The organism is Cryobacterium glaciale (assembly GCF_004402535.1).
GTDB lineage: Bacteria > Actinomycetota > Actinomycetes > Actinomycetales > Microbacteriaceae > Cryobacterium > Cryobacterium glaciale.
Window position 1 is genome coordinate 15,200 of record NZ_SOEY01000029.1, and the last position, 13,361, is coordinate 28,560.

Here is a 13,361-nt window from a genome sequence, read left to right on the forward strand (position 1 = left end):
CGGCACGCGGCCGGTTGGCGCGCACTCCGACATGACGCCCGTCCGGCGGCCGTCCCGGCACGCGGCCAGGTTGGCGCGCACTCCGTCATGACGCCCGTCCGGCGGCGCTCCCGGCACGCGGCGGGTTGTGCGGGGTTCGTCTAGGGCACCGGGGTGATGCTGAGGATGCTCTTGAGCGGGAGGGTGCGCTCGATATCCGCGCGCCGGTCGCGGGCTCGAAAACGTCCGTTGCTGACGCTGGCCGGTTCGAGCAGGTAGTCCACCACCGCACCACCGGGCATGGCGATGCTGACCAGAATGGCCTGCTTGGCTTTGATAGCGGTGTCAAGCTGGCGGGCGAGCCAGGCATCCGCTACCGAAACGCCACTTTCGGCGCCGAGTCGTAACTTCGCGACCAGGTTGAGGGCGGTGTCGACCGTTGGCGTGGCGACGACCCTGGCGATCTGGTGTCGGCGCAGGTGCACGATTTCGCCGAGGTCGTCTTCGGCAGCGACCGGATAGCGCGCGTCGCTGAGTGCCCAGAACACGGCGTCCCCCGCGAAACGGCTGAGCAGGTGCTCGCCGTCACCGGCACGCACGAGCCCGATCGGCGCGAGCGTCTGGTCGACGGCGATGGTGCCCAGCAGTGCGGCGTCGGATGAGGACACATAACTCAGAAAAACGGTGTCGTCTTCGGGCGGGCCGACCGGTGCGTTCGGCCCGCCCGCAAGGCTGCCGACCCGCACCCGACCGTATCGCGACGCTGATTCGTTGATGAGGTAATCAACCGGCTGCGGAATGCCGGTGAGCGAGATCGACGCGAGGAAGGCGAGCAGCGTCGCGGCGTTCTCGCCCGCGGCGAGTGCGCGATTGACGGATGCCGCGGTGATGCGATAACTCGTCGCCAGCTCCCGACTTTCCACGTCGGCGAGGCCGCGCAGCCGGGAGTCGATCGACGGCGCGAGCGGACCGGGCGCGACGATCGACAGGTCGTGCTGCAGGTAAACGGCACCGACTTCGGCCGGCAGGGCGGTCGCCATGGTCGCGACGGCCGTCTCCGGGTCGCCGCGCAGCACACTGGCGCCGGCCGTGCTCGTGGTCTCGTGGGCCGTGATGCCGAGCAATTCGGCGTCGTGGGCGAACTCGGTCAGTTGGGACAGCATCCACTCGCCGCCGGCCGGGTATAGCCAGGCGATGAACGCGGTGAGGCCGTCGCCCCAGTGCAGACCGGCCTGCCGCGGCAGAATGTCGGCGACGATCGGCGGCAGTGCCGTCTGCCAGGCAGCGGCCAGCGCTTCCCAGCGGATGGTTGTGCGCTCGAGTAGCCAGGCTTCACCGGCCTCGGTTTCCATCCAATACCCGTCGGAGCGGGCGAGCAGGTCGGCCCGTGCGGCGAGGGCGACGATCGGGGCGACGAGGTCCGGCTCGACCGACATGACGGCGGCCAGGCGTTTGGTGTCGGGCAGGCCGAGTCCGCCGCGGCTGAGCTGCCGGGCGGGCTCCCGGCTCAGTTCGTTGACCAGCTCGGCGATCGACGACACGACCGCGAAGGCGCGCTCGGCGGCCAGCTGGTCGATAAAGGCGATCTCGGTGTCGGGCACGGCGGCCAGGGTGGCCGGGGGGAGGGCTGTCGCGAGGTCGGCGGCACCCGGCAGGCCCTGGGTCGGCCATGTCGCCAGGTGGGCCGAGACGGCGTCGTAGGGGATGCAGCATCCGTCGGTGTGGTCAGCGAGCAGCAGAGCATGCAGGGTGTCGACCCGGAGGGCTACCTCGGTGAGCGAGACCTCGACCGACCCCAACTCGGACAGTCGGCCGGTCACAGCGTTCAGGGTCGGAACGGAATTAGTGCTCGTGAGCTGCCCGGCCACGGCCAGGACGGCGAGCGTGGAGCGGTCCAGATGGCTCAGGGCCAGTTGCACACTGCTCGCATCAAGCAACGCCTCGGCGAGATCGAAGAAGTCGTGAATGCCGCTCGCCGTCACGCCGCGCACCGCGATGACGTGCCGCAGCTCGGCATCGGGCAGGGCCCGAAGTCTCGATGCGAGGCCGAGCATTACTCGCGGTCTCGACGAGCTTCGCGACTGCGGCGAACTCCCACAGAGATCATGAGCCCGACGATGAGCACGAAACCGATGGGCAGTCCGTAGAGCGGCAGAATGAAGATCGGCGGCCAGATGCCACGGCTGAACCCGTCATTGTCGCCGACGCCCATGGCCGTAGCGATGATCACCGCGAGGAACGCGAGGATCGAGAGCCCCACCACGCTCGCCACCATGTATGCGAGAACGCGTTCCAGCCGACTGACGGGTTGTGGAGTTTGATTGGTCACAGCCTAAGGATACGGGCACGCCGGTGCCGCAACCGAATATGCTGGGTTCACACCCCGCGCTCTTCTGTGCGCCCAAAACTCAGTGAGGTTCAGATGCCCACCGGCAAGGTCAAGTTTTACGACGAGGAGAAAGGCTTTGGCTTCATCACGTCCGATGACGGTCAAGAGGTCTTCCTCCACGCTTCCGCCCTGCCCTCCGGCGTAACCGTCAAGGCCGGCGCGAAGCTCGAGTTCGGTATCGCCGACGGCAAACGCGGCGCCCAGGCGCTGTCGGTACGCGTGATCGAGGCGCCGCCGAGCCTGAGCAAGTTCAACCGCAAGCCGGCCGACGACATGGCCATCATTGTGGAAGATCTCGTGAAGCTGCTCGACGGGATCGGCACCAACCTCAAGCGCGGTCGCTACCCCGAGTCGAGTCACAGCAAGAAGATCGCGGCGATGCTGCGCAAGGTCGCCGAGGAACTGGATGCCTGAGCTGACGGACGCGCAACCGACCGACTCGCAGCCCGCCAAACCCACCGACGCCACCTTGCTCGCGGCCGTTGACCTGGCCCGCACAGCGCTGCTGGAGATCACTTCCGACGACACGATCGGTGAGGTCATCGGCCACATCGACGAGGGTGACCTCGTCGTGTCGCTGCTGTTCGACTGCCTGATGACCGGTTACCCGGGCTGGCGGTGGACCGTCAGCCTCTCTCGGGTTGACGAGAACTCCGAGCCGAAGGTTCTCGAAACCGAGCTCACGCCCGGCGACGACTCGCTGCTCGCGCCGGAATGGGTACCGTGGTCGGATCGTCTCGTTGACGACGACATTGCAGCGGATGCCGACGAGTCCGACTACGACGAGTCAGACGATGACGAGATAGACGACGATCCAGACGACGACTCAGACGACGACCCGGAATCCGTCGAGGACGACGCGGATGACTCGCTCGACGCCCTGGATGCCCTCGACGGCATCGACTTTGATGAGGCGTTAGCGGCGGCGGAGCTGAACCCAGGCGAGACCACCGAGGCCGAGGCCGACGCCGATCACGGTGCACCACAGCCACCAACCCGTTCCCGACGCGCTCGCCGCCCCTGATCCCTCGGGCGCCGTCCACTGGGTGATGAGGGCGGTGCCGAGAGCGACCAGCCAGAGCAGGGTGCCGACGAGCAGGGCTTTGCGGGCATCCGTTCTCGCGGGCAGCGGATCGGGTCGACGTTCGCTGTCTTTCAACCAGAGACGCATGACCCGATCCTTTACCCGTTCTGTCCGCTAGTTTCCGAGGTGACCGACGACGTGCTCGATGGATGCCACGAGCTTCTTGACGTCTTCGGGGTCGATCGCGGTGAAGGTCGCGATGCGCAGCTGGTTGCGGCCGAGCTTGCGGTACGGCTCGGTATCGACGATGCCGTTGGCGCGCAGGGTCTTGCTGATCGCGGAGGCGTCGATGGCGTCATCGAAGTCGATCGTCACGACAACCTGCGAGCGGTGCGTCGGGTCGGCCACGAAGGGAGTCGCATAGTCGACGCCGGCCGCCCAGTCATAGAGAACGGATGACGAGGCCTGCGTTCGCGCCGACGCCCACGCCAGCCCGCCGCTCTGGTTGATCCAGTCGATCTGGTTCTCCATCAGCAGCAGCGTGCTGAGGGCCGGCGTGTTCAGCGTCTGGTTCAGGCGCGAGTTGTCGACGGCGTTCTTGAGACTGAGGAATTCCGGAATGTACCGGCCACTCGCAGCGATGCGTTCAACCCGCTCGATGGCGGCCGGGGAGAACAGAGCGATCCACAGGCCACCGTCGGAGGCGAGGTTTTTCTGCGGGGCGAAGTAGTAGACATCCGCCTGGGTCGCGTCGAAGTCGATGCCGGCGGCCGCGCTCGTCGCGTCAATGACGGTGAGGGCGCCCGGATCGCCGGCGACCCGGGTGACCGGGGCCATGACGCCGGTCGAGGTCTCGTTCTGAGGCCAGGCGTAGACGTCGATGCCGCCCTGCACGACGAAGTCGCTGCGTGAACCGGTGTCGGCCTTGATCACGTCGGGGGCTTCGAGCCACGGGGCGGCGGCCGCTTTGGCGAACTTGCCGCCGAACTCGCCGAAGACCAGGTTCTGGGCGCGCTTCTCGATGAGGGAGAAGGCGGCGGCATCCCAGAAGGCGGTCGAGCCGCCGTTGCCGAGCACGACTTCGTAGCCGTCGGGAATGCGGAACAGCTCGCCCAGGCCAGCGCGCACGCGGCCGACGAGGTCCTTCACGGGTGCCTGGCGGTGCGAAGTGCCGAGCACTCCGGTGCCGAATCCGAGCAGGTGGTCGAGCTGTTCACGCCGGATTTTCGATGGGCCGCAGCCGAATCGTCCGTCGAGGGGGAGCAGATCGGTGGGTATCAGTAGGTCGGCCATAAGGCGATTCTAGTTGCCCAGCTGCAGGCGGGTAGGCTTGTGACGCTGTGCGGGCCATTGCCGAGGCCGCCGACGAAGCACCTTTTTGTCACTCGATGAACGGTGCGCGCACGAGCCAAATGAAGGGCTGCGGATGAGCGATCTGATCGACACCACCGAAATGTATCTCCGCACGATCCTCGACCTGGAGGAAGAACAGATCGTGCCGCTGCGGGCGCGCATCTCCGAACGTCTGGGGCACTCCGGCCCGACAGTCTCGCAGACCGTCGCACGCATGGAACGTGACGGCCTCGTCGTCGTCTCCGGCGACCGACACCTGGAGCTGACCCCGGCCGGCCGCAGCAAGGCCGTGCACGTGATGCGCAAGCACCGTCTGGCCGAACGCCTGCTCAGCGACGTGATCGGCCTCGAGTGGGAGTTCGTGCACGACGAAGCCTGTCGCTGGGAACACGTCATGAGCGAGCAGGTCGAACGCAAGATCCTGGAAATGCTCGGACACCCGACCGAATCTCCTTACGGCAATCCGATCCCGGGCCTCGACGAGTTCGGCGATTCGCCGGCGGTCGCGTTCATGGCCGGAGTGACCAACGTGTTGTCGGTCGTGGCGAGCTCGACAGTGCCGGTGACGGCGGTCATCCGTCGTCTCGGCGAACCGGTTCAGTTCGACCCGGAGCTGCTGCTGCAACTCAAGCAGAGTGGTGTCATGCCGGGCGCGACCGGTGCGTTCTCGGCCGCGGGTTCGTACGTTCTAGTACAGGTCGAGGGTTTCGGCGCTGGTCTGGAATTGCCGAATGAGGTTGCGAGCCACATTTTCGTCACCACGCCCACCGGCTACATCCCGGTCGCTCACTGACATCTCGAACAGTTCGCCGTGCGGTGGATTTGGCCGATTGTCTCGACCTTTTGAGGCGACCGTTACCAATCCGTTAGAAAAGTGCCCTTTCAGGGTGACAAATGGGCAGGCTTCTTGTAGCCTCGGGGATGTCCCACAGACCAGAAACGGTCGAAGGACTCTAGTCAAGACGCCTTCTTACCCCGTCTCTTGATTCGGAACACACCCGCGATTAGCGAAGTGGACGGGACAACGACCGAGTGTTGTCGAGGCGCCGGAGGTTAAAACTTTGGCTGCATTAGGAACGAGAAGGTCCGGACGCGGGCTGAGCCGAACAAGTGATTCCCTGGAAAAAGTGGAATCGTCGGCACACGCCCACCGAGCCCTGCCGCGCGCGGCCCCGAAGAAGCGCCGTGGCGGCATCGCCAACATCGTCGTCATGACCCTCGCTACCGGACTGGTGGCCACCATGGCCCTCCCCGCCTATGCGTTCGCTCCCGGTTCGAAGGAAGCAGCATTCAAGGCCAGCGAGTCCACGGAGATGTCCAAGGCCCAGGCGCAGGCCGTTGAAGTTGATGCGCAATCGGCAACCGTCAGCGTCGCTCGCGAAGGATTCACCGCTACCACTCCCGAAGAACTAGCCGCTGCCGCTCAGGCCGCCGCTGCGGAAACCCGCCGCGTCGAGGTTGCCGCGCAGATGACCTCCTACGCCGCGAGCTACTCCGGACCGAGCGTGGCCGACTATCTGGCCAACCCGGCCTACCCGAATTTCGATCTCGCATCCGTTTTCAATGTGGCCTCGCAGTATCAGGGCGTACCGTATGTCTATGGCGGTGCCACCCCGGCCGGCTTCGACTGCTCCGGCTTCATCATGTACGTCTACGCGCAGTTCGGCATCAGCCTGCCGCACTCCTCAGTGGGTCAGGGCGCGGCCGGAACCAAGATCGCGATCGAGGATGCCGTACCAGGCGACCTCGTGATCATGGACGGCCACGACGGCTTCTACGCCGGCAACGGAAACATCCTGCACGCGCCGTATACCGGCCAATCCGTGCGGATCCAGCCGATCTGGACCAGCGATTACTACATCGTGCGGATCGGTATCTGATTCACCGCCTCCGGTGAACACTGGGTAACAGCTCGCACAAATGGCGCATACAGATTCACCTGTTGCGCCATTTGTGGGTTAACCTAGTGCCCTGATGTAGTTGTAGGTCCTGAGGAGAGCCCATGCATGAGCGACGCACTATCCACACCATGGATGTGCGCGGTCGCGAGTGCTTTCGGCATAGTTGTCTGAGCGAGCAGAGCTGTGTGAGCAGCCAGAAGGCGTTGTCATTGTGACGGCGCCTTTTTTTGTACTCTTTTTCGCTTACGCCAGCTCCTGTTCTTTACGCATCGGATGTAGTTCGAATGGCTGGAAGCCGTCCAGCCTCCTTCGAAAGGGAGCGCATGCGNCTGGTACTCAACGCGGGCTATGAGCCCCTCGCCGTCGTCTCGTTCAAACGAGCGCTCATTCTGGTGATGAACCAGAAAGCGACGATCGTGCAGTCCGACCAGAACCACCCCGTTTTCGCGGCGTCCGGTTCGTGGGATCGCCCGAGCGTCATCCTGCTGTCACGGTATGTCCGCATCCCCATGTCGCGCCTCGTTCCGGTGAGCCGCCGCGGGGTGCTGCGCCGCGACGACCACCGCTGCTGCTACTGCGGCAAATCGGCAGCCACGATCGACCACGTGCTGCCGCGTTCGCGCGGTGGCCGCGACACCTGGGACAATCTCGCTGCCTGCTGCCTGCGCTGTAACAACCTCAAGAGCGATCACACCCCGGCCGAGATGGGTTGGGAGTTGCGTTTCACCCCACGGATGCCGCAGGGCACGACCTGGGTCGTGCGCGGAGTCGAGCGGCCAGAGCAGGAATGGGACGCCTACCTGGCTCCGGCCGCCTAACTCAGCGGATGCCTGCGGCTGGGGTGACCGACGCGACCGGCTAAACTTGCCGGACCAGCCTCTGTAGCTCAGTGGAAGAGCAATTCCGTCCTAAGGAAATGGCCGGGGGTTCGAATCCCTCCAGGGGCACACGTGTGTACAGTCCTGCAAATCTGGTAGACCGTGGGCTGTCGGTTTTCTACTTCATCGGGAATGCCATGTTCGCTGCCCAATTTGTGACGGTTCAAGAATCCACGGGTAATTGCACCGCGATCGGAGCGGTCTCCGGATCGGAGACTGCCGCGTTGGAGTCGTGCGTGACGTGGCGCAGCTCCCCATAGAGGTGCAGGGCTGACTCTTGTTTCAAGCGTCCCCACGTGGCGTTTGATACGTACTTCACTGTCTGGCACTCCGTCCGTCCCCCCGCGGGCCTGTGCACAGCCTATCGTCGACCGCGAGCGCACAGTCGTGGCGGAATAGGCCATCGGTTGGGCGCGGTCAGCGGCTGAGAGCGGTGCGCCGCCGGGCGCGGCAGTTCACCTGCGCGCTACCCGCGAGATCTAGACTGGGGTTTTCGCGGCGTGCCAGGCGGCCACGACCTGAACGAGGAGTCGTGTGAGCGAGCACCAGCACAGTCCAGCCGGCGACAGCGTGCACCCGCAGTCCGTGCTCGCTGCAGGACACCTGGCCAGGCCGGCCCGCACCCTCGCCGACATCCTTGCGGAAACCGCGGCGCAGCATCCGGATGCACTGGCCATGGAAGATGCGGCGGGCACGATCAGCTACCGCGGCTTGCTGCGGCGCGTGCAGGCGCAGGCGACCGGGCTGAGCCTGGCCGGAGTACGCCGCGGCGACACCGTGGGCATTCGCATTCCCTCTGGCACCCGCGATCTGTATGTGTCGATTCTGGCCACCCTGTTCGTGGGCGCCGCTTACGTTCCGGTCGACGCCGACGACCCGGAGGAACGCGCCCGGCTGGTCTTCTCCGAGGCGCACGTGGTCGGCATCATCGGCGAGAATAGCGTGTTCGCGCCACGCGAGGCCCTCGACCTGCAGGCCTTGCAGGGTCGGCCGGTGCCGCCGCACGACGACCCGGCGCTGGTCTATCCGCTCGACAACATTCCCACGCCCGACGACGACGCCTGGGTCATTTTCACCTCCGGATCGACCGGCGTGCCCAAGGGGGTCGCCGTCACCCACCGCTCGGCGGCCGCGTTCGTCGACGCCGAAGCCGGCCTGTTTCTGCGCGCCGAACCGATCGGAACCGGAGACCGCGTGCTGGCCGGGCTCTCGGTGGCCTTCGATGCGAGCTGCGAGGAAATGTGGCTGGCCTGGCGCAACGGCGCCTGCCTGGTGCCTGCCCCGCGCTCCCTCGTGCGCAGCGGCGCCGACCTCGGCCCCTGGCTGATCGCGCACGGCATCACCGTGGTCTCGACAGTGCCGACCCTCGCCGCCCTCTGGCCGGAGGAATCGCTCGAGGCCGTGCGCCTGCTGATCTTCGGCGGCGAGGCCTGCCCGCCCGAACTGGTCGCGCGCATCGCGACCCGCGGCCGGGAAGTGTGGAACACCTACGGGCCGACCGAAGCCACCGTCGTGGCTTGCGGTGCCCTCGTCGATGGCGTGGGCGAGATGCGCATCGGCCTGCCGCTCGACGGCTGGGACCTCGCCGTTGTCGATGCACACGGCGAGCGGGTCGCGGAGGGAGCGACCGGAGAGCTCATCATCGGCGGCGTCGGCTTGGCCCGCTACCTCGACGCCGCGAAGGACGCCGAGAAGTACGCGCCGCATCCGCAGCTCGGCTGGGACCGGGCCTATCGCAGCGGCGACCTCGTGCGGTTCGACCGGGTCGGCCTGGTCTTCGCCGGCCGTGCCGACGACCAGGTGAAGCTCGGCGGCCGGCGCATCGAACTCGGTGAAGTGGATGCCGCCCTCAACACTCTTCCCGGGGTGGCCGGCGGCGCCGCCGTGGTGCAGTCCACCCCCGCGGGCAACCATATTTTGGTCGGTTATATCGCCCTCACCAGCGCGGGCGCGCCGTTCGACCGACAGGCCGCCATCGTGAGGCTGCGCGAGGAGCTGCCGGCCGCGCTCGTGCCGCTGCTCGCCGTCGTCGACGCCCTGCCGACCCGCACCTCGGGCAAGGTCGACCGGGCGGCGCTGCCGTGGCCACTGCCCCAATCGGCCGAGGAAACCGAGGCGCTGTCTCCGACGGCGGCGTGGCTGGCCGAGGCGTGGGCATCCATTTTGGGGGTGCCGGTCACCGGACCGGATGATGATTTCTTCGCCCAGGGCGGCGGGTCACTCTCGGCGGCGCAATTCGTGTCGGCCGTGCGTGCCCGCCACCCCGAAACGACCGTCGCCGACCTCTACGACCACCCGCGCATCGGGTCGCTCGCCGAGGAACTCGACGCCCGCACCCCCGTGACGCCGCCCGTGGTGCGACAAGTGCTGCCGACACCGGCTCGCAGCCAGTTCGCGCAGACGGTGCTCGGCATTCCGCTGCACGTGCTGAGCGGCGCGCGCTGGCTGGTCTACCTGGCCATCGCCAACAATCTGCTGAGCCTGGCCGGCGTGACCTTCGCCCCCACCCTGTCGTGGTGGTGGGTGGCACTCGGCTTCGTTCTGTTCGTGACCCCGCCCGGGAAAATGCTCATCGCCGTCGTCGCAGCCCGACTGCTGCTGCACGACGTGCTGCCCGGCAACTACCCCCGCGGCGGCTCGGTGCACCTGCGGTTGTGGCTGGCCGAGCAGATCGCGCTGCTCGTCGACGCCGCGAGCCTCGCCGGCGCCCCCTGGATCAGCTATTACGCCAGGGCCCTCGGCGCGGAGATCGGCCCCGACGTCGACCTGCATTCGCTGCCGCCGGTGACCGGCCTGCTCACCATCGGCGCCCAAGCCTCGATCGAACCGGAGGTCGACCTGGCCGGGCACTGGATCGACGGTGACGTGCTGCGCATCGGCCACCTGCACGTCGGAGCCGACGCCCGCATCGGTTCCCGCAGCACCCTGCTCGGCGGGGCCCACGTGGGCAACGGCGCCGAGATCGAACCCGGCGCCGCCGTCTCGTCCCGCGTGCCGGCGGGGGAGCGCTGGGCCGGTTCCCCGGCTCGCCGTGTCGGCTCGGCTCGCCGCCCGTGGCCGGCCGAACGGCCTGCAAGGGCCAGTCGCTGGCTCGGCGCCTTCGCCGCCGGCTCGGTCGCGATGACCGCCATTCCCACGATCGCCCTCGTGCTCGGCGCGGTGATCGTCGGCGGGCTCGTCGGCGACGCTGACACCCTCAGTGTCGCCGTGCTGCGTGCCGCCCTGATCATGCCGGTCGCCGTCATCGCCGGCGGCCTCGCCTACGCGCTGCTCGTGATCGGATTCGTGCGCATTCTCGGCGTCGGCCTCCGCGAGGGCTACTACCCCGTGCGCAGCCGCATCGGCTGGCAAGTTTGGATGACCGAACGCATCCTCGACGGCGCCCGCACCGTGCTGTTCCCGGTGTACGCGAGCCTGTTCACACCCACCTGGCTGCGGTTATTGGGAGCCAAGGTCGGTGCCGACGTCGAGGCGTCGACCGTGCTGCTGCTGCCCTCGCTCACGACCATCGCGCCCGCCGCATTCCTCGCCGACGACACCATGGTCGCCTGCTACGAACTCGGCGGCGGCTGGATGCACATCGGCCCCGCCAAGGTGGGCCGCCGGGCTTTTCTCGGCAACAGCGGCATGGCCGGCCCGGGCCGCACGGTTCCGCGCAACGGGCTCGTCGCGGTGCTCTCGTCGACGCCGCGCAAAGCCAAGCGCGGGTCGAGCTGGCTCGGCAACCCGCCGGCCCGACTACGCCGCAAACAAACGGATGCCGATGACTCCCGCACCTTCCACCCGCCCGTCCGCCTGAAAATAGCGCGGTCGTTGTGGGAGCTGCTGCGCATCGTGGCCGGCTTCACCACCGCCTGGATCGCGCTGCTCGTGCTCGCGGTGCTGAACCTGCTCTGGCTGCAGCTCGGTCTCGGCGCGGCGATCGCCCTGTCCGGCGTGGTCATGCTCGCAGCCGGCGCGGTCGCCGCCGGGGTCACGACCGTGGTCAAGTGGGCGTTGGTCGGGCGCATCGATGCGTCGGAGCATCCGCTCTGGTCGTCGTTCATCTGGCGCAACGAGGTGTCGGACAGCTTCGTCGAAATGGTCGCCCGACCCTGGTTCGCTGAGAAAGCCTCGGGCACGCCGGCGCTCGCCGTCTGGCTGCGCACGCTCGGTGCCACGGTGGGAAAGGGAGTCTGGTGCGAAACGTACTGGCTGCCCGAAGCCGACCTCGTGCGGCTCGGTTCCGGCAGCACCGTGAACCGGGGCTGCGTTGTGCAGACGCACCTGTTCCACGATCGGATCATGCAGCTCGACGCGGTCGTGCTCGCCGACGGCGCAACGCTCGGGCCGAACGGCGTCATCCTGCCGGCGGCGTCCATCGATGCGGGAGCGACCGTGGGCCCCGGGTCGCTCGTGATGCGCGGCGAACGGGTACCGACCGGTTCGCTTTGGTCGGGCAACCCGATCACGCCGTGGCACCAGCCGCCGTGGATCCGTTGAGCGTGGAATAGTAAAGCGATGGCCCAGACTGTGCAGACGACCTTCGGTTCGGCCAGCGCCGGCGACCCCTATATCCCCACCGGCGGCAACGGCGGCTACCTCGCTGAACACTACGACCTGAACCTGGACTACCGGGTGGCCACCAACCGGTTGAACGCGACCGCGACCATCACCGCGCGGGCCCTCATGCGCCTCGACCGGATCAGTCTCGATTTCGCCGGGCTGAGCATGGAGAAGGTCACGGTGAACGGAGCGCGACCCGGCAAGGTCACGCACAGCGCCCGCAAACTCGTGATTTCGCTCGCCACGACGATTGAAGCCGGGGCGGAGTTCGAGGTGGTGGTGCGCTATCGCGGGGCGCCGCATCCGGTGCGCAGTAACTGGGGTGATGTCGGCTGGGAAGAACTCGATGACGGCGTGCTCGTCTCTGGACAGCCGTGCGGGGCAGCGTCCTGGTTTCCCTGCAACGACCACCCGAGCAACAAGGCCAGTTATCGCATCACGATCGCCTGCGAATCGGGCTACACCGTGGTGTCGAACGGGGTTTTGTCGAACCGATCGAGCCGGTCGGGCCGCACCAGCTGGACCTTCGACGTGCGCGAGCCGATGGCGACCTACCTCGCCACAGTGCTGATCGGCCGCTACCGCCGCCGCGACCTGGCCGCCGCTCCGGTCGCCCACAGCCTGTACTTTCCGGCCCGGTTGGCGACCCGCGTCGGCACCGACTTCGCCCGCCTGACCGAGATGATCGCGTTCTTCGCCGACCGGTTCGGGCCATATCCGTTCGCGTCGTATTCGGTCGTGGTCACCGACGACGAGCTGGAGATTCCGCTCGAGGCGCACGGCCTGGCCGTGTTCGGCAGCAACCACGTCGACGGAAATCACGGCAGCGACCGGCTGATCGCCCACGAACTGGCACACCAGTGGTACGGCAACAGCCTTACCGTGGCCCGTTGGCAGGATATCTGGCTGCAGGAGGGCTTCGCCTGCTACGCCGAATGGCTGTGGGAGGAGCAGCGCGGTGGGCGCACGGTCGACCAGCTGGCCGCCCTGCATCGCGGCAAGGTTCAGGCGCTGCCCCGCGACATCGTGGTCGGCGACCCCGGCCCGCACGACATGTTCGACGACCGCGTCTACAAACGCGGCGCGCTCGCCCTGCACGCCATTCGCAAATCGCTCGGCGATGAGGCCTTCTTTCCGGCCCTGCGCGCCTACACCGCGGCCCGGCGGCACGGGCACGTGTCGACCGACGACTTCGTGGAGTTCTTCGCCGAACACACCGGCAGCCGGGCGATCGGCGGTTTCGTCGCCCGCTGGGTGCAGCAGAGCGCGCTGCCGAGCCTCTAAGCGGTCGG

General features: G+C 67.2%; 10 protein-coding genes and 1 tRNA gene. 8 read left to right on the forward strand and 3 right to left on the reverse strand.

All coding sequences use genetic code 11. The features are described from left to right. Nucleotides 1–140: 140 nt before the first annotated feature. Nucleotides 141–2,033 carry a helicase-associated domain-containing protein gene (locus E3O06_RS14005; protein WP_134504003.1) on the reverse strand — a complete coding sequence of 631 codons (1,893 nt, stop codon included), beginning with the start codon at nt 2,031–2,033 and terminating at the stop codon, nt 141–143. Beyond that, nucleotides 2,033–2,308: a hypothetical protein gene (locus E3O06_RS14010; protein ID WP_134504004.1), complete on the reverse strand. Its 276-nt coding sequence runs from the start codon at nt 2,306–2,308 to the stop codon at nt 2,033–2,035. Before E3O06_RS14010 ends, E3O06_RS14005 begins: the two co-directional genes overlap by 1 nt. A 93-nt stretch (nt 2,309–2,401) precedes the next feature. Between E3O06_RS14010 and E3O06_RS14015 the strand changes: the two genes are divergently transcribed. Further along, on the forward strand, nt 2,402–2,782 hold the full coding sequence (locus tag E3O06_RS14015) for a cold-shock protein (protein ID WP_092112494.1): 381 nt from the start codon (nt 2,402–2,404) through the stop codon (nt 2,780–2,782). Continuing rightward, the gene (locus E3O06_RS14020) at nt 2,775–3,392 is read left to right on the forward strand and encodes a DUF3027 domain-containing protein (protein WP_134504005.1); all 618 of its coding nucleotides are present in this window, start codon (nt 2,775–2,777) and stop codon (nt 3,390–3,392) included. The genes E3O06_RS14015 and E3O06_RS14020 overlap by 8 nt, the downstream gene beginning before the upstream one ends. A 174-nt stretch (nt 3,393–3,566) precedes the next feature. Here E3O06_RS14020 and serC read toward each other — a convergent pair whose 3' ends face one another. After that, nucleotides 3,567–4,685 (reverse strand): phosphoserine transaminase, encoded by a 1,119-nt coding sequence (gene serC, locus E3O06_RS14030; RefSeq protein WP_134504007.1) that lies wholly within the window; start codon nt 4,683–4,685, stop codon nt 3,567–3,569. A 133-nt stretch (nt 4,686–4,818) separates the two neighbouring features. Here serC and E3O06_RS14035 point away from each other — a divergent pair, with 133 nt between their 5' ends. The 6 genes from E3O06_RS14035 (at nt 4,819) to E3O06_RS14060 (ending at nt 13,353) form a co-directional block, all read left to right on the forward strand. Next, complete coding sequence (locus E3O06_RS14035) at nt 4,819–5,538, forward strand: iron-dependent transcriptional repressor DtxR (protein WP_134504008.1); 720 nt, start codon at nt 4,819–4,821, stop codon at nt 5,536–5,538. Nucleotides 5,539–5,872: 334 nt separating this feature from the next. After that, a complete protein-coding gene (locus E3O06_RS14040; protein WP_241980226.1) occupies nt 5,873–6,625 on the forward strand; it encodes a C40 family peptidase in 753 nt (250 codons plus the stop codon). Between the two features lie 344 nt (nt 6,626–6,969). Continuing rightward, the gene (locus E3O06_RS14045; RefSeq protein WP_134504009.1) at nt 6,970–7,464 is read left to right on the forward strand and encodes an HNH endonuclease; all 495 of its coding nucleotides are present in this window, start codon (nt 6,970–6,972) and stop codon (nt 7,462–7,464) included. A gap of 57 nt (nt 7,465–7,521) precedes the next feature. Next, nucleotides 7,522–7,593, forward strand: a tRNA-Arg gene (locus E3O06_RS14050). A gap of 465 nt (nt 7,594–8,058) precedes the next feature. After that, nucleotides 8,059–12,006 (forward strand): Pls/PosA family non-ribosomal peptide synthetase, encoded by a 3,948-nt coding sequence (locus tag E3O06_RS14055; protein WP_198415825.1) that lies wholly within the window; start codon nt 8,059–8,061, stop codon nt 12,004–12,006. Between the two features lie 18 nt (nt 12,007–12,024). Then, nucleotides 12,025–13,353: a M1 family metallopeptidase gene (locus E3O06_RS14060; protein ID WP_134504010.1), complete on the forward strand. Its 1,329-nt coding sequence runs from the start codon at nt 12,025–12,027 to the stop codon at nt 13,351–13,353. Nucleotides 13,354–13,361 lie beyond the last annotated feature (8 nt).